Genomic DNA, 22856 nt, shown 5'->3' with positions numbered 1-22856 from the left:
CCGCCGGGCCGGTCGCGAATCACCTATCTATCGGCAGCGCCCACCGCGGCGTTTGAAATGTGCTATCCAACGATAGGTGCCCTTGTGCAGCGCTAGACACAAGCTCCTGACTCGCAAACCCAGACACAGCCCAGGAGCCCACAATGTCCACTAACAGCTTCGGCGACGCCCGCGTCGATCACACCGGCTTCGACCGTCATGAGTACCTGATCGATGGCTGCCCCACCGTGGTGTACAGCGCAGGCGAAGGCCCGTCATTGGTATTTCTGCACGGCGGCGGCACGTGGCACGGCATCGATTTCGCCCGTGCCTGGACCGACCGTTTCCGCGTGATCCTGCCGTATCACCCAGGCTTCGGGCAGTCTGCGGACAACCCCAACATCGACAGCCTGCAAGACTATATTCAGCACTATCAGGAACTGTTCGAGGTCATGGGTCTGGCGCATTTCAACCTGGTGGGTTTTTCCCTCGGCGGGCGCCTGGCGGCCGAATACGCGATCCAACACGGCCAGCAGATCGACAAGCTGGTGCTGATTGCACCGGCCGGTCTGGACGTGAAAGAACACCCGCAACCGGACTTTATGGTTATTCCGCCGAAGGAGATTCCGTCCTATCTGGTGCATGACATCGTCACGCTGCTGCCGTTCTTGCCCAGCGGCCCGGACGATGGGTTTAGCGCCATGCGCATGCGCGAAGGCATGTCTGTAGCACGCATTTCCAACAACGGTGTGATGACCAATCCCAAGCTGCCGAACTGGCTGCACCGCATCCGTATGCCCACCCTGTTGCTGTGGGGCAGCGAGGACCGCATCGTGCCGCCTGGCCAGGCCGAGTACTGGCAGCGGCTGCTCCCGCATGCACAACTGGCGCTATTCCCCAACGCTGGTCACCTGGTGCTGGACGAGGCGCCGCAAGCACGTGATGCCGTCGCCGCCTTTGTGCTTTAACTGCCAACGATGGGCCATCGCGCCCATCACTGCGGCCTCGAAAAAAAACCTGATTGGCATCACCACCGCACTATCTTTCGGCAGGTGATTGGCACCTTCCCCGAGCACAACCTGCTAGCACGACAAAGTGCTCCAGCAGCACGCCAGCATCGGGAGAACCACCGCGCTATGCAGCCTTTTATCTACAACGCACTACCGTCACGGGTAATTTTCGGCTTTGGCACCCTGGCCCAAACTGCCGACGAAATCCGCGCCTTGGGTTGTTCACGCGCCCTGGTGCTGACCACCCCACAGCAGCGCGACGCCGGCGAACGTCTGGTCGCGCAACTCGGCGAATTGGCTGTTGGTCTTTACGACAATGCCACCATGCACACGCCGGTAGACGTCACCCGCGACGCGCTCGACGTGGTTGAACGCAGCGGTGCCGACTGTGTGGTAGCGCTGGGAGGTGGCTCGACCATCGGCCTGGGCAAAGCCATTGCCCTGCATACCGACCTGCCGCAGATCGTTATTCCGACCACCTACGCTGGCTCCGAAGCGACCCCCATCATCGGCCAGACAGAGAATGGTATGAAGACCACTCAGCGCACCCTCAAGGTGTTGCCGGAAGTGATCATCTACGACGTCGAGCTAACGCTCAGTCTGCCGACCCAAATGACCGTCACCAGCGGCCTGAATGCCATCGCACACGCCGTCGAGGCGCTGTATTCGAAAGACGCCAACCCACTGATTTCCTCGCTTGCCGAACAGGGGATCGCCGCTATTGGCCGCGCCCTGCCTCGTATCCACGCCAACCCGGCGGACCGCGAAGCACGCGCCGATGCGCTGTTCGGCGCCTGGGCCTGTGGCACCTGCCTGGGTGCGGTGGGGATGTCAATTCACCACAAGCTGTGCCACACCCTGGGCGGCAGCTTCAACCTGCCGCACGCCGAAACGCATACGGTGATCTTGCCCCACGCCACCGCCTACAACGCCGCGGCAGCCCCCGAGGCGATGGCCAGAGTCGCCCGCGCACTGGGCGTCGAAAACGCCGCGCAAGGGCTGTTCGATTTGGCGTTTAAGCACGGTGCACCCACCCGCCTGGCCGAGATCGGCATGCAGGCGCAAGACGTAGGGCGCGCCGTGGAAATCGCCTGCGCCTCGCCCTACTGGAACCCTCGCCCCATTGAGCCGGTGGCCATCGGCGAGCTGCTCAACAACGCCTTCAACGGCGCCCGTCCGCAACACGGCACCGTGCTGTGAATGCTCAACCACAAGGAGAACGTCATGGAACTCAACCCGCACATCCTGCGTCATCACCACATCACCCTTAACGTCGGCGGCGCCCAGGAAGACTACGACTTCCACACCAAGGTACTGGGCCTCAAGAGCGTGAAGAAAACCGGTCTGTATGACGGCACTGACCCGATCTATCACTTCTACTACGGCAATGACATCGGCGAAGAAAGCACCCTGATCACCTGCTTCCCGATGCGCCAGTCCGGCCGCAAAGGCCGCCCAGGCAGCGGACAGATCAAAACTCTGGCGCTGTCGGTGCCGGTTTCGTCGTTGAACTTCTGGGCCAAGCATCTGGAGAGCCACGGCTTCAAGCCGCAATTCCAGGAACGCTTCGGCGAGCAGCTGTTGCACTTCGCTCACCCCTGCGGCATTTGCTACGAGCTGGTAGGCATCGCTGACGATGACCGCAAGCCCTATTCCAACGGCGTAGTGCCGTCCGAGTTCGGTATTCGAGGCACCCATGGCATTACCGTCTCGGTGCGCGATATGGAGAACTCGGCCGAATTTATGCACTACGGCTGGAGCGGCAAGCTGCGCAATACCGACGGCGCCTTCAGCCGCTACGAAGTGGGTAACGGCGGTTCCGGCACCATCATCGACTTCAAGCACGAGCCAAACCTGGCCCAAGGCTCCTGGGCCTATGGCGAGGGCACCGTGCACCACTGCGCGTTCGAGGTCACCGATCTGGAGATCCAGAAGAGCGTCAAGCTGCACCTGGAAGGCCTGGGCTATACCGACGTCTCCGACCGCAAAGACCGCGGCTATTTCGACTCGGTGTATGTGCGCACGCCCTCTGGCGCGCTGTTTGAAGCGGCGGTGTCGAAACCGGAAGGCTTTCTGGTGGACGAGGCTCTCGAAGACCTCGGCAAAACCATCCAGATCCCGCCGCAACTGGGCCCGCGCGCAGAGGAAATCGCCGCCTACCTCGAACCGTTGAAATACTGAGGGGCTGCCGGGATGAGTGCGAACCCGCATCTGCAGTATCCCACCCACGTCTCGGGGCCGGCCCCCGAGGCCCTGGGCGGCGCGGCCATTCTGATCCATGGCCGCACCCAGAGTCCGGCGGATATGTTCGCCATCGCCACGCGCATCAACCTGCCGGACATGCCCTACTTCGCCATCGAAGCCGCGCAAAACTCCTGGTACCCAGATAAATTCATGGCACCGCTGGAGAACAATCAGCCGCACCTCGACTTTGCTCTGGAACGCCTGGAGGTCGCTGTCGTCGAGCTGGAGAATCGGGGCATTGCGCGCTCGCGCATTGTGCTGATCGGCTTCTCCCAAGGCGCCTGCCTGGCCTGCGAATACCTCTATCGCCATCCTCAACGCTGGGGCGGGCTGATCGTCTTTACCGGCGGTTTGATAGCGCCGCCGGGTACCTCCTGGCTAACGCCTGACACGTTGGCCGACACACCGGTGTTCTTCGGCAACAGCGAGGTCGACCCCTGGGTGCCCTTGGCGCGCACCGAGGAAACAGCCGAGGTGCTGCGCCGCATGGGCGCCGACGTTGAGCTGCAGGTGTACAGCGGTCGCGGCCATGAGGTGTGTGACGAAGAAATCGCCCAGGGGCGAGACCTTCTGCAACGGTCCCTCGGACTCTAACGCCCCTCAGTAAGCAGGGCCGCCCGGCCCTGCTTGCACTCACGCGGCCTAACCCGCCGCCAACGCCATCAGTTGCCCGGCATCTGTGGCCTTATCCAGTGCCCAGAGCCCATCGAGCAACGGCTGCACGACACAGCCCGAACGCCCATACAGAGCAAGCTCAGCAAGCTTCTGTTCCAGGTCGGCATCACTCAATGGCACCGCCAATCCGCCGCGCGCAGCCTCTACGCGATGGCTCACCAGCTCGCCGGAATGCAGCCAGACGCGAACCTGCGCCGACTCCACTGAATAGCTGGGGTCATCGTGCATGACCAGCTTCGGGTACAGCGCCCGCAAACGCGCATCGGCCACCGATGTATCGCTAAACGCTGCCAACCCGGCCTGCCCGGTCAACAGGCTGACCGCCACCGCGTGCTGGGCACTGACCTGCGATTCACGCCCCAGACGAATATGCGGCCGGTCCGTACGTTCGCGCAGCAACGGATGACCGATCAGTTCAATACGGTCGATGTGCTCCAGCGACCAATCCCGCTGCTGCGCCAACGCCAGGCAGGACTCGATCACGGGGTTGAGCACCACGCCACAGGGATAGGGTTTATAGGTAGTGGCGGCCAAGGCCCATTGCTCGCCGAGCCCTTCCTGCAACGCCGCGTAACGGGGTTGCTCACCCATCACCCGCAGAAAGCCACGCTCACCTTCCAGTGGTCGCTCGGGCCCGGCAAACCCCTGCTCGGCCAGCAAGGCCGACAGCATGCCGTTGCGCGGTGCATTGCCCACACTCAGGCTCTTTGCCGCGCTACCTAACGTTTCCACCAACCCCGAAGCCTGCGCGCTGGCGTTGCCCAGCGCCCAGTGCAGTTGCCGGGCATTCAACCCCAGCACGTTGCCCACCGCCGCCGCCGCGCCAAAAACACCGCAGGTGGAGGTGATATGCCAGCCGCGCTGGTAGTGCCAGGGGTGCAGTGCCATACCCAGGCGGCACTCCACCTCGATGCCCAGTGCCAACGCCAGCAGCAGTTGCTCACCACTGACCGGCCGGGTTTCGGCCAGCGCGAACAAGGCCGCTGCCACCGGCGCCGTGGGATGGATGATGGTCGGAATATGGGTATCGTCGAAGTCATAGACATTGGCACTCATCGCATTGATGGCTGCCGCGTCGAGCATATCCAGGCGTTCGCTGCGCCCGATCACCCGGCCCTGGCCACCGCCGCGCAGGCGCCCTTGTAGCGCCAGCACCTTGCCAATATCCGGGTCGTCGCAACCGGCCAGGGCCACCGCGAAGTAGTTCACCAACGCACGTTTGGCTTCGTGCTGAATGGCCGTGGGCAGATCGCTCCACCGTGCGTTTTCAATAAAACCGGCCAGTTGTCGGGTCACAGCAGGGGCGGCGGGAATCGGGTTTTCAGTGGCGCGCATCGGCGTCTCCTCGAAGGTGGTGCCGCCGATAGATACGCGCGCCACCCCTGGCGCGCACCTATCCATAGGCAGGCTCGGCGCCGGTGCCACTCACTATCTTTCGGCAGGTGCCTTGCGAGGGGGCAGGCGCAAAGCTGGCCCGGCACTTCAGACAGCCCAGAGGAAACCCGGCATGCCCCCCTTTATCGAAAACCGCCCCCTGCACGGCAAACGCGCGCTGATTACCGGCTCGGCCGCCGGCCTTGGCCTGGCGATTGGCGAGGCGTTGGCGAAAGCCGGTTGCGCGGTGCTGCTGCATGGTCGGGCGCACGCGCAAACGATGGCGGCGACCTGTGCTGAATTGAGCGAGCGCCACGCTGCACCCGTCCACTACCTGAGCGCCGATCTGTCCAGCGCCGACGGTGTAACGGCCCTGGTGGAAGGCGCCCGCGAGGTGCTCGGCGGCATCGATATCCTGGTCAATAACGCAGTCACCCGTCACTTCGCACCGATACACGAATTTCCGCAGGAGTCCTGGGACCTGGCTCTGGCCGTCAACCTCTCGGCGGTGTTCCACGCCACCCGCCTGCTGCTGCCGGGCATGCGCGAACAGCGCTGGGGCCGGATCATCAACCTGACCTCGATCTACGGCATGCGCGGCACACCGAACCGGGTAGATTACGTGACCACCAAAAGCGCGTTGCTCGGCTTCTCCCGCGTCGTGGCGCTGGAAAACCTCGACTACGGCATTACCTGCAACTCCGTTTCCCCCGGCTCCACCCTTACCCCATCGATTGCCGCCCGCGTCGAGGCGTTACGCCAGCGCGACGGGCTCGACGAAGAAGAGGCCGTGCGCCGCTTCCTCGCTGGCAAGCAGCCATCGGGACGCTTCAACCAGGCCGAACACGTCGGCGAACTGATCACCTTCCTGTGCGGCGAAGCCGGCACCGATATCACCGGCGCCATGCTGCCGGTTGATGGCGGTTGGCTGGCGAGCTGACAACCCACCCGGAGAACTCCAGATGTCCAATCCCAGCATCGGCTTTATCGGCCTCGGCACCATGGGCGAGCCCATGGCCACCCGCCTGGCGCAAGCCGGTTATGACCTGACCGTGTCCGACCTCAACGAGGCCGCAGTCGAGCGCCTGGTCGCCCTGGGCGCCAAGCGTGCCAGCAGCCCGGCAGCGGTGGCCTCGCAAGCGGAGATCGTCTTCGCCAGCCTGCCTACTCCAGATGTGGTGGAGAAGGTCGCACTGGGCGACCAGGGCGTTGCCGCTGGCAGCAAGGTGCGGGTCTTTGTCGACTTGTCCACCACCGGCCCACGTACCGCCAAGCTGGTGGCGCAAGCGCTGGCAAAAAACGCCGTTATTGCCGTCGACTGCCCGGTGAGCGGCGGTGCTGCCGGCGCGCAAAAAGGTAGCCTGGCGCTGATGGTGTCCTGCCCGACGCCGACCCATGACGAATTGCTGCCGATCCTCCAGCACCTGGGCAAGGTGATCTTCTGCGGCGAAGAACCCGGCCTGGGCCAAACCATGAAACTGGTGAATAACCTGGTTTCAGTCACCGCCCTGGCCGTGTCCTCCGAAGCGCTGGTGATGGGCGTAAAAGCCGGTCTCGATCCACAAGTGATGCTCGACGTATTCAACGCCGGCAGCGGTCGCAACAGCGCCACCGCCGACAAGCTGCCGCGCGCCGTGCTGCCGCGCACCTTCGACTTCGGTTTCAGCACTGCCTTGTCACTCAAAGACACCCGCCTGTGCCTCGATGAAGCCGAAGCCATGGGCGTGCCCATGCCAGTTGGCAGCGCCGTACGCCAGGTGCTGAACATGACCCGCGCGGCCTTCGGCGATAACGCCGACTTCACCCGCATAGTCTGCCTGATCGAACAGTGGGCCGGCGTCGAAGTGCCCACCGTCGCCAAAAAATAAGGAAACCACCATGGACAACGCACTGTTTGAAAAAGGCTTCAACAACCGCAAGGCAGTTCTGGGTGCCACCCACGTGGAGAAGTCCTGGGCCAGCGCCGATGCCTTCAACAAGCCCATGCAGGAACTGGTCACCGAGTACTGCTGGGGCGCGATCTGGGGCGACGAAACCCTGCCGTTCAAAACCCGCAGCCTGCTCAACCTGGCCATGCTCACGGCGATGAATCAGCACCACGAACTGGGCGTGCACGTCAAAGGCGCGCTCACCAATGGCGTGAGCAAAGAAGAGATCCGCGCCGTGCTGATGCAGGCCGCCATTTACTGCGGCGTGCCGTCGGCCCTGGCGGCATTTCGCGTGGCCAGCGAAGCCATCAAGATGTGGGAGGCCGAACACCACGGCTGATTGCCCACGCCTGCTGCTCCCGGCCTGCCCTGGCAGGCCACTTTACAAAAACAAAACCGGAAGCCGCCGATGAACAGCCCGCCCTGCTACGAAGTGTTTGCGCTGCGCTACGCCCATGTAGCGCGTCGTCGCCGCGACAATTTTATGGAAATTCACGATACCCACGATCTGCCCATGCCAATGGACTATTTCGTCTGGCTGATTCGCGGTGAGGGTCGTACCGTGCTGGTCGACACAGGCTTCAATCAGGCCGCCGCCGATGCGCGCGGCCGCACCCTGCTGCGCTGCCCGATCAAAGCATTGGAAGTGCTAGGCGTCAGCCCGCAGGACATCAGCGAAACCGTCATTACCCATATGCACTACGACCACGCCGGCAATACCAACCTGCTGCCCAATGCACGTTTCCACCTGCAGGAAACGGAGATGCGTTACGCCACCGGGCGCTACATGCTCTATAAACCGTTGCGCCAGCCGTTCAACGTCGAAGACGTGGTCAACATCGTGCGCGGCGTCTACCAGGAACGCGTGGTGTTCCACGACGGTGACGTCGAACTGGCCCCCGGCATTCAGCTGATCCACGTCGGCGGTCACACCCAGGGTTTGCAAGCAGTACGCGTACATACCGCGCGTGGCTGGGTGGTGCTCGCCTCGGACGCCAGCCATTACTACGACAACATGGAGCACGAGGCGCCCTTTCCGGTGGTGCTCAACGTCGGCGACATGCTCGATGGCTATCGCAAACTGCTGGCCCTGGCCGACTCTGCGGAGCACCTGATACCCGGCCACGACCCCTTGGTACGCGCGCGTTATCCGTTCCACGGCGACCCGACCGACGACGTGGTTGCCCTGCACCTGCCGCCCCATGCCAGTGCTGGACAACCTTAACTCTTTGCGCCATAACAACCCACCTGCCGTGACCGGCTCACAGACCGGCACGCGTTGTTCAGGCATATCAACAAGAAGTCGAGTTATCGACCCAGATGTATAGAGGCGACGTGCATATGCGCAGCAGAACCGCTTCCGACTCCCAGGAACCGACTCAGGTCTTCCTGATCGGCTCCCGACTGCTCCCCCCGGCAGAAACCGCCAATCTGATCGCCCGCCCGCGCTTGAACAAGCGTTTCGGCGAAGCCGGTGAAGCCGTACTGGCGTTGGTTCAGGCGCCCCCCAGTTACGGCAAAACCTGCGTGCTCGCCCAGCACTACCATCTGCTGCAGCAGCACGGCCAGCGCGTCACCTGGTTGTCGCTGGACGCCAGCGCCCAGGAATTGCCGGTATTCGTCGCCTACCTCAAGGGCGCGATTGAACTGGCCGACGTCGAAGGCCTGGCCCACGAACAGCTCACCCGGGTCGGTGAAAACAACCTGCACCGGGCCTTCAACGCGATTCTTGGTCTGGTGAAAACCCAGGCCGGCGCGCCGTTGTATGTCTTCGTCGACGACGTTCACCATCTGGCCGGCACTGACTCGGTGCGGGTGCTGTCGATGCTGATTGACCATGCTCCACCGGGGCTGCATTTCATTCTGTCGTTCCGTGGCGAGCCCTGCCTGTCGGTGGCCCGTCAGCGCATACACGGTCAGGTCTATGACCTCGGCACCCAGGACCTACGCTTCAGCCATGGCGAGACCGTGCAGTTGATGGAGCGCCATGGCGTCAACAGCCTGGATCAGGCGCAACTGAACATTCTCGAAGCCCGTCTGGAGGGCTGGGCCGGCGGCCTCAAACTCGCCGCCATGTTGCTGCGCCGCGACCCGGAACTGCTGCACGACCTGGCGAACTTCTCAGGTGAACGCCGGCAGTTTGCCGACTTTTTTCTGCAGGATGTGCTGCTGCGCCAGCCGGATACGATCCGCCGCTTTCTGCAGTACAGCGCCGTACTCGAACGACTCTGCGTGCCGCTGTGCAATGCGCTGACGCAACGCTGCGACAGCCAGGAAATGCTGCGCGAATGTGAGTCACGCGGCCTGTTCCTGCTGCCGATGGACGAAGAGCAGAAGTGGTATCGCTACCACCCGTTGTTCGCCGAATTCCTGCGCCGTCAACTGCACGAGAGCGACCCCGAGCTGTACCAACAGCTGAACCGCCGCGCCAGCGATTGGTACTCCGACAATCACCTGCACACCGAGGCTTTCAACCACGCCCTAGCCAGCGGCAACATGCTGCGCGCTGCAGAGATCATGGATGCCAACTGCGAGCAGATTTTCAGCGTCGACGAGAACGCCGTAAGCCTGGTGGAGAGACTGCCGGCCGAATTGCTCGAGCGTTTTCCGTGCATGCTTCTGGCCAAGACCTGGAACCTGTTGATGGGCTGGCAGTTCGAAACCTGCCGGCACCTGCTGGTGACAGCCCGGCACAGCATCGACCGCCTGGAACAGGACGGGCAGGTGTCGGAAATGGAAATCCGCAACCTAAACCACCAGATGATGCACCGCGAAATGATGATGGCCATGCTTGCCGACGAGATGCCTCAGGTGGAGGAAAAGGCCCGCACCCTGATCGACGAGTACGACGACGCTCACCCACTGGTACGCGCCAGCCTTTATACGGCGCTGATCTATGCACGGCGGGAACACTACAAGCTCGGTGACATCGAGCGCCTGCACACCCAAGCGCTGGAGTACCTCAACCGTACCGGCAGCCCGCTGGGTAACGTTTTTCACCAGGCGGTACTGGGCCCTTCACGCTTCGTCGCCGGGCGCGTGCACGTGGCCCTGCAATCGCTCAACGAAGCCCTGAAATCGGCCGAGCGCATCGCCGGCAAAGGCTCGCCTCTGGCCGCCGTGGTGGCCATGCACCTGGCGAAAATCCATTACGAACGCGATGAGCTGACAATGTCGCGCAGCATTCTTGAGCAGTACCTGCCACAGATCAACTACAAGGGTTTTGTCGACCAAGCCATCGCCGGCTGGTTGACCCGCGCGCGGCTGTCAATGATCGACGGCGACGTGGCCACCGCCTTGCGCATGCTCGACGAGGCGGACGTGTTTGCCCAAGAGCACGACTTCGAGCGGCTGCGTCTGTTCACCCTTGCCGAACGGTTGAAATGGCTACTCCGCCAGGGCGACACCGATTCGGTGATTCGCCTGGGGCGCAAACATGACCTGCGCCGACCGGCCAACCAGTTCACCCCGCACCACGGCATCACCACCCGTGACGAGGCGCGGGCGTTGTCCTGGGTGCGGGTTGCTCAAGCCGAAGACCGGCTGCCCGAAGCGTTGGGCCTGGCCAAGCAATGGCACCGCCATATGAGCGCGGTGGATGCCATTCGCAGCGTACTGCGCTGGGACCTGATCATCGCCCACCTCTCGCTACTGTCCGGCGATAAACGGGCGGCGTTGCGTATCGTCCGTCGCGCCATGTTCCAGGCGGCACCGGGCGGTTTTATTCGCGTGTTTCTAGACGAGGGAGCCTGGCTGTACGGCCTGCTGCGCGAACAATTGCAAGCGGCTGCGCTTGAAGGTGAACAGACCGATGCCTTTGCCACCCAACTGCTGCAACGCTTTAGCGGCGACGGTGTCATTGCCGCCAAACCAGCGTTGCCCGCCGGCGAGCCGGTGACCATTGCGGGGTCGTTGAACAGCCGCGAACTGGACATCCTCAAGATGGTCGCCGCCGGCATGATCAACCGCGAAATCGGCGACAAGCTAGGCATGACCGAAGGGTCGGTGAAGTGGTACCTGCAGCAGATCTACGACAAGATCGGCATCCGCCGCCGCTCCCAAGCCGCCGAACGCGCCCGCCAGTTGGGCATTCTCCGTTGACCACTGGTGCGCGCCTATCCATTGATAGGTGCCGCGCCCTTCCCCCGTCCTTAGGCTCGCCAGGGCCACCGATCAAACCGGTGGACTCTTCTCGCAAGCAGCCAAAAGGACAACAAGATGCTGCAGATCCTGCACAACGGCCTAGTCGATCTGCCAGTTGGCCGCAAACTCATGCTGGCGTTCAGTATGGTGTCCATTCTTTCGCTAGCCGCCATTGCCATCGCGTTTCAGGCCGCGCAAACACTACTGGCCGGCAACCGGCAAAACCAGGCCATCGCCGAGATCAACCTGCTCCTGCTACAGGCACGTGGCGCGGAAAAAGACTTTGCCCTGAGCGCAGGCGAAGCGACGGTCCAGCAGGTCGAAAACACGCTGAGGGCGCTGCAACAGCACGTAGACGAATTGCGTGTGGGCACGTTCACCGACCCCACACAACTGGAAGAAATCCGCACCAGCGCCCAAGCTTACCGCCAGCAATTCAGCCAATTCGTGGCCGACTCACGCCGCGCCGCGCAGGCGCACGACGATATGCACAAGCAAGCTGACCAGGCCCGCATCCAATTCGAATTCGTGGAGCTGGACATGTTCAGTGCCCTGCGCGAGACCATGACCGGCACTGGCGAACTGAACGCCGACACCCTGACCTTTGCCGAAAGCGCCTCTGCCCTGCTGCGGTTGCTACTGGCCGTGCGTATACGCGAGTACAGCTATATCCAACACGGTGGCGCGCAACGTTTACAGGAGTGGGACGAGTTGATGCAGGGTGCCGAGAGTGAAGTGTCGCGCCTGCAAGCGCGTATCGGCGCCGATCATCAGGACATTCTCCAGGCAGCTCAGGAGGCCATCGCCAACTACCGCAGCGCCTTCCAGCACTACAGCGCCAGCCGCATCGCCAACGAACAAGGTGGCGAAAAGATGAAGCAGCTGGCCGACCGCGTGCTGCACCAGGCCGACCAGGCCTTGTCGGTGCGCCAGCAGCGGATGGAACAGAGCGCGACCACCATCTTCCGCCTGCTGGCCAGCAGTGCCCTGGTCATCCTCATTCTGGCCGCACTGGCCGGGTGGGTAATCCGCCAGTTGCTGCTGCCGCCGCTCTTGCAAACCCTGGCGCTGGCCCAGCGTATTGCCGCTGGCGATCTCAGCCAGGACATCGTCACCAGCCGCCGCGACGAACTTGGTCAGTTATGCCAGGCCATGGGCACCATGACGGTCAATCTGCGCGAGCTGATTCAGCGCATTGTCCAGGGCATCGATCAGTTGCACCGCGCCGCCGGCAGTCAGTTGGAGAGCAGCCGCACGAACAGTGAAGGCGCACGCAGCCAACAACGTGAAAGCGAGCTGGTAGCCACCGCCACCCAGCAGATGGCCTACTCCGCCGAGGCCGTTTCGCGCCATGCCGAAGCCGCCTCGGAAGCTGCGCAGCAGGCCAATCAGCAAGCCAGTGCCGGTGAGCGGGTGGTGCGTCAGAGTGCCGACCAGATCGGCCGCCTGGCCAACGATGTGGAGCTGTCCGTGCAGAGCATTCGCCAACTGCACCAGGGCAGCGAACGCATCGGTGGCGTGCTCGATGTGATCAAGTCGATTGCCGAGCAGACCAACCTGCTGGCGCTCAATGCCGCGATCGAGGCGGCCCGCGCCGGCGAACAAGGAAGGGGTTTCGTGGTAGTGGCCGACGAGGTTCGGGCGTTAGCGCGGCGCACTCAGGATTCCACCCGCGAGATCGAAACGCTGATTGCCGAGCTGCAGGGCTCGTCCGATCGTGCCGTGCAGCAGATGATCGGCAGCGCCCAGTTGAGCCAGGAAGCGGTGAACTACGGCGAGCACGCGCGCCAGGCCTTGACGCGGATCACCGACGCGGTAAGCAGCATTGACCGGCTCAACCAGCAGATCGCCACCGCTGCGGAGGAACAAAGTGCGGTGGCCGGTGAGATCAGTCACAACGTCGAGCGTGTGCGCAGCATTGCTGGCCAGGGCGCCGCGGCGAACGAGCACATAGCGGCCTCCAGCGCTGAACTAGCACGCCTGGGTGGCGAGCTGCAGCAGTTGGTGAAGCAATTTCGCACCTGAGCATCGCTATCTTTCGACAGGGTTATTGCGCAGACGTCGACGCCATACTGGCCTTCGATCCGTACCGCTTATGCGCAACAGCTGCAAGACATTCGGCCCTCCCATGCCGCTGAACTTTTTAGGGGTGACCGTGTTGAGGCTGGGCGGTCACCCCTTTTTTTGCAGCGGTTTCCAGGGCTCGCTGCGCCACTATCCATGGATAGGTGTTCAGCCGCGCCGGCATTTCTAGCATCAGCCCTAGTGGGCAGTTTCCCCTCCGACAAGAACAACAGGAATCATCGACATGAGCACCTCCTACGACATCGTCGCCGTGGGCTCCGGCCACAACGGCCTGGTCGCTGCCGCTTACCTGGCTGCCGCCGGCAAAAAGGTTTTGGTACTGGAGCGCAACGCCTGGTTTGGTGGCGGCGTAGTGACCCGCGAACTGACCGTGCCGGGTTTCCGTCATGACCAGCACAGCGTCGGGCACATCTTTATCCAGGCCAACCCGCTGATCCGCAACGACGAACTCGGCCTGCTGAGCAAATATGGCCTGACCTACATCTACCCCGAAGTACCGCTGATCTCGGTGTTTGAGGATGGCAGCACCCTGAGCCTGTACCGCGACCGGGAGAAGAACTATCAGGAGCTGGCCAGGTTCTCGCAAAAGGACGCCGAGGCCTACCTGAAGTTCTCCCAAATTGCCGCTCACTACCTGCCCATGTTGCTCGGCACCCTGTACTCGGCGCCGGTACCGATGGGCGCGCAGTTCGCCATGATGGACCAGAGCCCGGAAGGCCAAGCCATGTTCGCCACCATGATGAAAAGCAGCTGGGAAATTATCTGCGAGTGGTTCACCCACGAAAAAATCCGCCTGCACTTTGCCCGCATGGTCGGCGAGAACCTGGCCAGCCCCGAGGAACTCGGTTCCGGCATTAGCCTATTTATGTTTCTCGGCTTTATGGAGAAGTACGGCATCGGCATTCCGGTCGGCGGCAGTGGTGCGCTGACCGATGCGCTGATTCGTTGTATCCGCGATCACGGTGGCGAGGTGCTCGCCTCGGTCGACATCGCCAAAATCGAAACCCGTGGCGGTCGCGCCAGCGCCGTGCGCAGCCATGATGGCCGTGTGTTCGAAGCCAAGGATGCAGTGATTGGCGGTATCCACCCGCACCTGTTGCGCAACTATCTGGGCGATGCAGGGGTAGCGCCGCAGGTATTCGAGCGCGCGGAACGCACCCAGACCTCACCCTGCGCCTGCATCACCATTCATGCCGCGCTCAGCGAAAAGCTGCGTTTCAAGGCCGGCGACCACGTCGACCAGGCCGCGTTTATCGAACTGTTGGCGGTCGACCTCAATCGCTTCCGCCGCTCCTTCGACGACGTACGCTATGGCGAACTGCCGCGCGACCCGCTACTGGCCCTGGTCTCGCCGACCAACCTGGACCCGACACGTGCACCTGCCGGCCGCGCCACCATGCATGCCTGGGCGTACGTGCCGTTCCAGGTCGGCCAACGCCCGCCGGAGTATTGGGATGAGATCAAGGAGACCTATGCCGAAGAGCTGCTGGCCAAGATGAGTCCGTTTTTTCACAACCTGTCCAGCGGCTTGATCATCGCCAAACACGTCGACACCCCGCTGGATATGCAACGCACCTCGCCCAGCTTTCAGCGCGGCGATCTGCACGGCATCGCCGGCTACCAACACCAATTTGGCGCTCACCGCCCGACCCCGGAACTGGGCCGCAACACGGTGCCGGGCGTCGAGCGCTTCTACCTGGTAGGCCCGTTCCAACACCCGGGCGGCGGTGTATTCGGCGCCGGCCGAGCGACAGCCATACGCATGTTTGATGACCTCAAGATGAACTTCGGCAAATTCAACAAGGTGTCCTAATGAAGCTCTTTTCCCCCGATGGCAGTGAACTGATGAAAATCGAAGCACTTGAGCGTGATGGTGAGTTGCTGCTGCTCAAGGGCACCGCCTTTGGTGCCATGCCGATCACCGCCCAACTGCGCCCGCAGGAAATGCGCGCCGGTTTTAGCCTGCTCAATCTCAAGCTGTTGTGCTTTGTCATCAGCATGCTGTTTCGCCGCTGAGAGGTCGCCATGCACACATCCGCCAACAAGCAACTAGTGCTCAACTACCTGCGCCATATGGAGGACGGCAATAGCCCCGCCGCCCTCGCCCTGGCCAGCGATGACGCCCGTTTCTGGATGCCCGGCCCGGGTGAACTGAGCAAGCACCAGGTAGCCGAGTTCTTTAAGCAGGTCGGGCCGCTGATTCTCAGCATGCGCTTTACCATCCACGGCGTGATCGAGGAAGGTGAGCGCATCGCGGTCGAGGCCAGCGGGCTTGCGCAACTGGCCAACGGCAAGCAGTACGCCAACGACTACCACTTTCTGTTTGTCGTTCGCGAGGGTCAGGTCGCGGCCATGAAGGAATATGCCGATACCGCGCCGGCGGCGGTGTTCTTCGAAACCAGCGCTCAGCACGACGCTAACGGACCGCACAACGATTCCTTCATCCGCACCCAAGAATAAGAGCCACGGAGACTCCCTATGAGCAATAAAGGTAAACGCATCGTTATCGTCGGCGCCGGCCCTGCCGGCCTGGTTACCGCCTTGGGCCTGGCACGCCAAGGTGCCCAAGTGACTGTCATCGACCGCGAAGACGACATTCTGCGCTGGCCGCGCGCCATGGTTTATTTGCCGTCGACCCTCAAGGTTCTCGACGAAATCGGCCTGTTGGACAAAGCCAAAAGCGTCGCCGCCTGGGGCTACGAATACAACCTGCGCTTCCCGCTGACCGGCAATATCGGTCGCCTGGACTACCACTTGATCGAAGACCTGACGCCCTACTCCTTCAACCTGCATTTCGGCCAGGATGTGCTCGCCGAGATGATCCTCGAAGAGTTCCTCAAACTGCCCGGCGCGCAAATGCGCTGGAAGACTTCATTCGATACCGTCGAGCAAGCCGAGAACTGCATCCAAGTAGCCCTGCATACCCCCGACGGCCCGCGCACCATTGAAGCGGACTGGCTGGTTGGTGCCGACGGTGCGCGTTCCAGCGTGCGCAAGGACATCGGCGTGGCATTCGAGGGCTTCACCTGGGACGACACCTTTATGGCCACCAACGTCCTCTATGACTTCGACCAATACGGCTACGCACCATCGACCATGATTGCCGACCCCGACCACTGGTGCGTGATCGCCAAAATCGATGACAAGCAGCAGTGGCGAATCGCCTATGGCGAGGACAGCAGCCTCTCCGAAGAAGCTCGCCTGGTCCGCATCAAGGAGCGCTTCAAGCAATTTCTGCCGGACGCGGACGCCCCGCTCGAACTGCTCGCGGCTAACTCCTACCGGGTGCACCAGCGTTCGGCCTCCACTTACCGGGTCGGCCGGGTGCTCCTCGCCGGTGACGCGGCGCACGCCACCAACCCTATCGGCGGCATGGGCTTTACCTCGGGTGTGCAGGACGCTCACGCGCTGATCAAGTACCTGGGCGGGGTCATCAACGGCACCCTGGCTGAGGATGCCTTGGACTGGTATGCCTACGAACGTCGTCGTTGCTTCCTGCAGATCGCCAACCCGACGGCCATCGAGTTCAAGCGCCGCACCCAGGAGCGCGACACCGCCAAGCGCATGGAGGATGAAGCCAATATGTTCGCCCTGATGGCCGATCGCGAGATGTCGCGCCAGGCGATGATGTCGATCTTTAACCTGGCCGGTCGCGGCTACCAGGAAGATTGGCAAACCACGCTGCTGGTTGAAGATGAGGCAGGACAGACGCCCGCTCTCGGTGCCCACGGCGGGGTCAAACTCAAAGCCTGAGTGCCCACGCTGCTTCCCGAACAACCGTGCTGAGGAGGCTCGTCAGCACGGTCCCGCAATCCTCCGACTCTGCGAGCAAAGCCCATGATCTTCACCGTCGCCCAAGTTTTGTGCCCCACTCAGATCACCTATGACCCCGACGCCCAGGAACTCAACGTACAGTTCTGCAACCCGCACCGGGCCAACACCGGGAGAACTTTGCAGGTGCGCTTTGCCACGCCGGCCCTAAAGGAACTGCTGCTGGAAATCCGCCGTTTGGAAGCCGCTCCAGACAAACCGTTGGAGCGGTTGTTCGCCGACTGATTCAGGCCATCACGAACGTGCTCTCCGATCAGGTTCGGCCTCATCGCGCACGGCAGGAGGCGGTGCCTCCTCTGCCAGTGACTGACGCAGCTCCTTTATCGCCGTACCGACGTCCGCACCCATCCCGCGCAAGCGCTTGCCGCCGAAAAACACCAACACCAGGACCAGTACCAGGCCCACTTTCCACAGACTCAATCCTGCCAATCCCATCGCGACCTCCACCTTTCGAAAATGAACTGATCCGACTCAGCGCACTGCACTACTCGAAGCCAGAACCAGCGCCAGCATGGCAGGTAAGCCAGGGTGACAACGCTATCTTTGGGTAGGTGATCGGCGCTATCGGCGACCTCGACAATCAATCCTGCCTGCTTGTCCGCCCTGCTATCGCGGCGGCTATAAGAACAAACAATAACGCCGCAGCAAACTTGTGCGCCGGCGGAATTCGATCCGGGAAACCTAATGAATAGACGCAACTTTCTCAAGACCAGCCTGGCCGGCGCGGCAATCCCCGCGCTGTCCGGGGTCGGTCAATTCAGCCTGGCCGATACGCTCTCCACGTGGGGCGGCGGCCTGCCCGAACTGGCCGTCTCCGACTCGCGCTTTGCCGCCTGCAAGCGCTTCGGCAGTACCGCGGAACAAGCCGGTCTAGCCCATAGCGCCATAGACGGCGATGTCACCGCGTTGTGGTTCGAACACCTCGACCCGCAGTGGCGCAAAGGGCCGATAGTGATCGCCGGGATAACCGCCCGCCAACCGCTGTTCGTGTTGGAGCGCCTGGCCTGGGACCGCGGCATGCGCGTGGTGCTGCGGGTGGAACATGACTGGAATGCCGATGGCAGCGTTAGCCACACCCTGGATGCACCCGCGCATCAATTGCCGGATCTGACGGCGCTGTTCGAAGGCAATGCTGACTGGAGCGAGCGCTTCGCCCGGCTCAGCGCCAATTGCTCGTGGAATCTGGCGCGATCCAGCTGCGCTCAGCGTACCGCCCAATCACCGGCCTATGCCCGCAACGACCAGCAAGCGCCCCTGGTGAGCTGGGTGATTGCCCCTACTCAGCGAGCCTAAGCCTTTATCCCGCTTAGCGCACGACCCAAACAAGAAAAAGGAACCCGATATGCGCCAACCCCCTGGCATCAGCAGCCACGATTTCGCCGAAGTCATCCGCCTATTTGGTGAGGTGGTCGGCAAGGAATGGGTCTTCACCAGCGAAGAGGACTTGCATCTGTACCGCGACGCCTATTCGCCCTACTGGGGCGAGCCTGAAGAGCGCATCGCCTCGGCAGCCGTGGCGCCATCTTCCACCGAGGAAGTACAAGCGCTGATGCGCATCGCCAATCGCTTCAAGATTCCCATGTACCCCATTTCCACCGGCAAGAACCTGGGCTATGGCGGGTCCGCCCCCGCCTACTCGGGCTCGGTGGTACTTGACCTCAAACGCATGAACCGCGTGCTGGAGGTCAACGAGAAACAGGCCTATTGCGTGGTGGAACCGGGCGTCAGCTACTTCGACATGTACCGCCACCTGCAAGACAACAACATTAAGCTGTGGATCGATGTACCCGACCCGGGTTGGGGCAGCATGCTTGGCAATGCCGTCGACCGCGGCGCTGGCTATACCTCCTCGCAGTTTCGCAACCACTTCGATGCGCACTGCGGCATGGAAGTGGTGCTGGCCGACGGCACCCTGATGCGCACCGGCATGGGCGCCATGCCGGGCTCGGACACCTGGCAGATGTACAAGAGCGGTTTCGGCCCCTGGATTGATGGCATCTTCAGTCAGTCCAATTTCGGCGTGGTGACCAAGATGGGCTTCTGGCTGATGCCCGAGCCGGAGGCGTTTCTCAAGGGCGTTGTGCACCTGTCTCGCTACAAAGACATGATTCCCTTGGTCGATATCATGACCCACCTGGAGAACACCAAAGTGTTCACCGGCTACCCGGACATCAACAGCCCGGTGCTCGGCACACCCAGCCTGGCCGGCCTGCACGACTTCCTCGCGCATGGTCCGGAACCGCGTGACGACGAGTATATGCAGCTGTTGCAGCGCGGTGCCGCGCCAGAGGAATACGAGGCCTACGGCAAGCGCAACAAGATCCCCTTCTGGAGCTGCGCCTTTACTTTTTACGGGCCTGAGAAGGTCATTCGCGCGCAGTGGGAAAACGTGCAGGCACGCTATCGCCAGGCCCTGCCCGACGCCACCTTTGAGGAGCGGGAGTTCTACAACCTGCCGTTAAGCGAGGAGCAGAAAAAGCAGGTTCAATATCCGGCGCAGTTCGGCATCCCCAACCTGCGTACCTTCGCCATCGGTGCTCGCTCAAGCTGGAACCCGTCGCCGCCCTCGGACGGCCACGCCTGGTTCTCGCCGATCATTCCGCGTGATGGCGCCGCCATCCTCAAGATCAACGACGTGCTCGGCAAAGCGGCCAAAGCGCTCGGTGTACCTCTGGTGTTCGCCATGAACGTACCGGTGCCGTCCTGGGAGCGCTGCTTCGTCTTTATCATCCCGTTCTATATCACCAAGGACGCGAAGCGGAACAAGGATATCCGCGACGCGTTCCGCAAGCTGATTAAGCTCGCCGCCGAAAACGGCTGGGGCGAATACCGCACGGCAGCGTCCTTTCAGGATGACGTGATGGACACCTACTCGTTCAACGACCACGCACTGCTGCACTTCCACGAAACATTGAAAGACGCTGTCGACCCCAACGGCATTCTGTCGCCGGGACGCTATGGCATCTGGCCGAAACACCTGCGCAAGGAGAAGAAGGTATGAAGTTGATCGCCACGCTGGTTCTGGCGGGTTTTTACCTGAGCGCTTCCTTCGGCGTGTGGGCCGGTGAGGACACGCAAGGCAAGCAGGTCTTTGAAAAATGGTGCATGCCCTGCCACGGCAAAGGCACCGAATACCCCGGCACCCTGGCACTTAACGCACGCTACAAAGGCGCGGTGCCTGCGGCCCTAGAAGACCGCGTGGATCTCGCCCCGCCCCTGGTCAAATACTTCGTGCGCAATGGTATTTCGGTGATGCCGTTCTTCCGCAAAACCGAGATCAGCGACAGCGAACTGGATGCGTTGGCCCACTACCTGCAAAAACAGCCTGCCCAGCCTTGAGGAGCCGCGACTCAACGCGTCTTTGATTCTATGTTGTGGCAGAAAAACATACGAAAAGTCTGATGCCTGCGTTTAGCTGCCGGCCAGAGCTTGACCTGACGGCCAGAAGTGGACTTTCCGTGCCTACCACTCAAGATCGAAAGCATCGCGGCTTTAGCTGCTAGCTTTTTTCGATGGTAGTGAAAGCTCTGCTTCTGGCCGTTCTCTGCCGCTCACGAAGAGCTACAATCAGCAAAAAAAATCAGCCAGTAGGATGTGCCTTGGAAATCAGGGACTACTTCACTGATCTGCCTTGAGGCCTACGCTCACCCGATAGTTCACGGGGGTCATATCCATCCCTAAAATCTCACGTGCAGTAAGCCGATACTCCGAGTACTCACCCTCGACGTGATCCAGGGAGTGCAGCCGCACGACCTCATAGCCCACCAGCAGAAAGCGATTGAGCTAACAAAAAAAACGACTTTTTGTCTGATACCACTATCACTTTTGGAGCCTAATTGCACAAACCTTACAGAGGACCGTCTTCAAAGCCGGTCTTAGAAGCTATTTCAACGCAAGGGATTCCCAAGCCATTCCAAAATACGTGCGAGCGTTCGGCATGGGCGATTGCTTGAGATACGAATAGAGAGACTCAGAATCTGCGAGCGTCGTAAGCGTACGCCGAACTCACCTTGCGCGACTCAGGCAGGCGCCCACTGATGCGGCAGCAGTTGGCCGACCTCACTCGCCCGTTGCGTCGGCAGGCGTGTCAGCACGTCCTTGAGATAGGCATACGGATCATGCCCGTTCATGCGGGCCGACTGGATCAGGCTCATGATTGCTGCCGCGCGTATGAGCAGAAGCTTCTGCGCAAAGGCTTATGCATGCGCATGGGCGGGCTGCCATACTCCAGAGACCATTCAGGATGAATTGTGTCCAGCATGAAGAGTATCGCCAGTCATATCGAAGCCAGCGTGATTGCCCAGGCACTGGATCAGTCAGTGAATGCCGTTTTGCTTACCGAGGCACACGAGGGCGAGGGTGGGCACCGTATCGTATATGCCAATGCCGCATTTTTGCGCATGACTGGCTATGGCGAAGAAGAAATTCTGGGACAAAACTCGCGCATCCTTCAGGGGCCTGATACTTGCGGCGAGGTCATCAGGCGCCTTCGTCAGTGCCTGGCGGACGGCACATTCTTTCAGGGTTCGACCATCAACTATCGCAAGGACGGTCGCCCGTACGTTGTCGAGTGGAGTGTTTCGCCTGTGCGCGGTGCGTCCGGTGAGATCACTCATTTTCTATCGCTTCAGCAGGACATCAGTGGCCTGATCGCCGCACAGAAGGCCACACAGCTGTTCGACCGTGTACTAAACGCTACCGATGATGGTGTCGTCATCACGGACAGTCGCGGCACCATTGAGTTTGTTAACAAGGGTTTTGAAGAAATCACCGGATACGGCCTGACCGAGGTGCTCGGTCGCAATCCCAGCATGCTCAAGTCCGGGGAGCAGAATGCCGATTTCTACACAGAGATGTGGAACACCCTGAAGCAGGGGCATTCATACAAAGGCACCTTTGTGAACCGGGGCAAGAATGACCAGCTGATCTACTGCGACGAGACCATCACTCCGCTTACCGATGAGAACGACACCATCACCCATTACGTCAGCATCTTTCGCGACCTGACCACAAGGGTTCTGGAAGAACAGATGTTCCGCGAGATGGTGCGTTTTGATGGCCTGACTGGGGCGCTGACCCGGACGGCTGGAGAGCTGGCGCTGGAGAATGCCTTTATGCAGTCGCGCGGCAGCAAACTGCCCATGTCGATTGCCCTGGCGGATATCGATCACTTCAAGCAGGTCAACGATCAGTGGGGTCACAGCACGGGTGATGTGGTACTCAAAACGGTTTCGGGAAATTTGATTGCCGCGCTCAGGGCCAATGACAGTGTCATTCGCTGGGGCGGTGAGGAGTTCTTACTGATCTTTGGCGGCTGCGATCTGAGTCATGCCCTGCTGCTGGCCGAGCGCTGTCGCCAGGCTGTAGCGGACAGCCAGCACGAGAATGTCGGAGTTGTCACGTTATCGATTGGTCTGGGCGAGCTGCGGCCGGATGAGGCGCTGGCGGATCTGATCGAGCGTGTTGACCAGGCCCTTTATCGGGCGAAAAAGACTGGCCGTAATCAGACGCAGGTATCAACCGCCGAAGAGCCGCCTGCAGTGGGAATATAGCCTGCATAAATCCAGCCTTGCCCCATAGCAGGGGC

The 22856-nt window shown here is 61.6% G+C and carries 21 protein-coding genes and 2 pseudogenes; 20 read left to right on the top strand and 3 right to left on the bottom strand.

The genetic code is table 11. The features are described 5' to 3' along the window. The first annotated feature begins 143 nt into the window (after positions 1-143). From AC19YT_RS12750 to AC19YT_RS12735, 4 genes are all read left to right on the top strand, one after another. Positions 144-947, top strand: coding sequence for an alpha/beta fold hydrolase (locus AC19YT_RS12750; protein WP_500610364.1), 804 nt, complete (start codon positions 144-146; stop codon positions 945-947). A 168-nt stretch (positions 948-1115) separates the two neighbouring features. Next, complete coding sequence (locus tag AC19YT_RS12745; RefSeq protein ID WP_500610363.1) at positions 1116-2189, top strand: maleylacetate reductase; 1074 nt, start codon at positions 1116-1118, stop codon at positions 2187-2189. A 24-nt stretch (positions 2190-2213) separates the two neighbouring features. Then, complete coding sequence (locus AC19YT_RS12740; RefSeq protein WP_500610362.1) at positions 2214-3170, top strand: VOC family protein; 957 nt, start codon at positions 2214-2216, stop codon at positions 3168-3170. Positions 3171-3182: 12 nt separating this feature from the next. Continuing rightward, positions 3183-3827, top strand: coding sequence for an alpha/beta hydrolase (locus tag AC19YT_RS12735; protein ID WP_500610361.1), 645 nt, complete (start codon positions 3183-3185; stop codon positions 3825-3827). Positions 3828-3875: 48 nt separating this feature from the next. Here AC19YT_RS12735 and AC19YT_RS12730 read toward each other — a convergent pair whose 3' ends face one another. Beyond that, complete coding sequence (locus AC19YT_RS12730; protein ID WP_500610360.1) at positions 3876-5243, bottom strand: MmgE/PrpD family protein; 1368 nt, start codon at positions 5241-5243, stop codon at positions 3876-3878. Positions 5244-5415: 172 nt separating this feature from the next. On the opposite strand from AC19YT_RS12730, the gene AC19YT_RS12725 reads away from it, so the two are divergent. From AC19YT_RS12725 to AC19YT_RS12670, 12 genes and pseudogenes are all read left to right on the top strand, one after another. Further along, positions 5416-6222: an SDR family NAD(P)-dependent oxidoreductase gene (locus AC19YT_RS12725; RefSeq protein ID WP_500610359.1), complete on the top strand. Its 807-nt coding sequence runs from the start codon at positions 5416-5418 to the stop codon at positions 6220-6222. A gap of 22 nt (positions 6223-6244) precedes the next feature. After that, complete coding sequence (locus AC19YT_RS12720; RefSeq protein WP_500610358.1) at positions 6245-7150, top strand: NAD(P)-dependent oxidoreductase; 906 nt, start codon at positions 6245-6247, stop codon at positions 7148-7150. A 10-nt stretch (positions 7151-7160) separates the two neighbouring features. After that, complete coding sequence (locus tag AC19YT_RS12715) at positions 7161-7550, top strand: carboxymuconolactone decarboxylase family protein (RefSeq protein ID WP_348126609.1); 390 nt, start codon at positions 7161-7163, stop codon at positions 7548-7550. Between the two features lie 69 nt (positions 7551-7619). After that, on the top strand, positions 7620-8435 hold the full coding sequence (locus AC19YT_RS12710) for an N-acyl homoserine lactonase family protein (RefSeq protein WP_348126607.1): 816 nt from the start codon (positions 7620-7622) through the stop codon (positions 8433-8435). Between the two features lie 116 nt (positions 8436-8551). Beyond that, the gene (locus tag AC19YT_RS12705) at positions 8552-11311 is read left to right on the top strand and encodes a winged helix-turn-helix domain-containing protein (protein WP_500610357.1); all 2760 of its coding nucleotides are present in this window, start codon (positions 8552-8554) and stop codon (positions 11309-11311) included. A gap of 117 nt (positions 11312-11428) precedes the next feature. After that, positions 11429-12523 (top strand): annotated as a pseudogene (locus tag AC19YT_RS12700) (methyl-accepting chemotaxis protein); the annotation flags it as partial. Further along, a complete protein-coding gene (locus AC19YT_RS12695; protein WP_500610428.1) occupies positions 12506-13378 on the top strand; it encodes a methyl-accepting chemotaxis protein in 873 nt (290 codons plus the stop codon). The pseudogene AC19YT_RS12700 and the gene AC19YT_RS12695, both read left to right, overlap by 18 nt. A gap of 283 nt (positions 13379-13661) precedes the next feature. Further along, positions 13662-15251 carry a phytoene desaturase family protein gene (locus AC19YT_RS12690; protein ID WP_348126601.1) on the top strand — a complete coding sequence of 530 codons (1590 nt, stop codon included), beginning with the start codon at positions 13662-13664 and terminating at the stop codon, positions 15249-15251. After that, positions 15251-15454 (top strand): hypothetical protein, encoded by a 204-nt coding sequence (locus AC19YT_RS12685; RefSeq protein ID WP_500610356.1) that lies wholly within the window; start codon positions 15251-15253, stop codon positions 15452-15454. Before AC19YT_RS12690 ends, AC19YT_RS12685 begins: the two co-directional genes overlap by 1 nt. Before the next feature lie 9 nt (positions 15455-15463). Continuing rightward, on the top strand, positions 15464-15898 hold the full coding sequence (locus tag AC19YT_RS12680; RefSeq protein WP_348126597.1) for a nuclear transport factor 2 family protein: 435 nt from the start codon (positions 15464-15466) through the stop codon (positions 15896-15898). Between the two features lie 18 nt (positions 15899-15916). Beyond that, positions 15917-17191: an FAD-dependent oxidoreductase gene (locus AC19YT_RS12675; RefSeq protein WP_348126595.1), complete on the top strand. Its 1275-nt coding sequence runs from the start codon at positions 15917-15919 to the stop codon at positions 17189-17191. An 84-nt stretch (positions 17192-17275) separates the two neighbouring features. Beyond that, positions 17276-17494 (top strand): hypothetical protein, encoded by a 219-nt coding sequence (locus tag AC19YT_RS12670; protein WP_348126593.1) that lies wholly within the window; start codon positions 17276-17278, stop codon positions 17492-17494. A 9-nt stretch (positions 17495-17503) separates the two neighbouring features. Here AC19YT_RS12670 and AC19YT_RS12665 read toward each other — a convergent pair whose 3' ends face one another. Further along, a complete protein-coding gene (locus AC19YT_RS12665; RefSeq protein ID WP_500610355.1) occupies positions 17504-17689 on the bottom strand; it encodes a twin-arginine translocase TatA/TatE family subunit in 186 nt (61 codons plus the stop codon). A 264-nt stretch (positions 17690-17953) separates the two neighbouring features. Between AC19YT_RS12665 and AC19YT_RS12660 the strand changes: the two genes are divergently transcribed. Genes AC19YT_RS12660 through AC19YT_RS12650 form a run of 3 tightly spaced genes read left to right on the top strand, consistent with a single transcriptional unit; the run spans position 17954 to position 20608 of the window. After that, positions 17954-18562, top strand: a complete 609-nt coding sequence (locus AC19YT_RS12660) for a twin-arginine translocation signal domain-containing protein (RefSeq protein WP_348126589.1) — start codon at positions 17954-17956, stop codon at positions 18560-18562. A 49-nt stretch (positions 18563-18611) separates the two neighbouring features. Continuing rightward, the gene (locus AC19YT_RS12655) at positions 18612-20270 is read left to right on the top strand and encodes an FAD-binding oxidoreductase (RefSeq protein ID WP_348126587.1); all 1659 of its coding nucleotides are present in this window, start codon (positions 18612-18614) and stop codon (positions 20268-20270) included. Further along, positions 20267-20608, top strand: a complete 342-nt coding sequence (locus tag AC19YT_RS12650) for a c-type cytochrome (protein ID WP_348126586.1) — start codon at positions 20267-20269, stop codon at positions 20606-20608. The genes AC19YT_RS12655 and AC19YT_RS12650 overlap by 4 nt, the downstream gene beginning before the upstream one ends. Positions 20609-21288: 680 nt before the next feature. On the opposite strand, the pseudogene AC19YT_RS12645 reads toward AC19YT_RS12650, so the two are convergent. Next, positions 21289-21438, bottom strand: a pseudogene (locus tag AC19YT_RS12645) (transposase domain-containing protein); the annotation flags it as partial. Between the two features lie 90 nt (positions 21439-21528). On the opposite strand from AC19YT_RS12645, the gene AC19YT_RS12640 reads away from it, so the two are divergent. Beyond that, on the top strand, positions 21529-22821 hold the full coding sequence (locus AC19YT_RS12640) for a sensor domain-containing diguanylate cyclase (RefSeq protein WP_500610354.1): 1293 nt from the start codon (positions 21529-21531) through the stop codon (positions 22819-22821). Positions 22822-22856 lie beyond the last annotated feature (35 nt).

This window comes from Pseudomonas sp. MF08875 (assembly GCF_059862525.1).
This window is presented reverse-complemented; position numbering and strand designations above follow the sequence as displayed.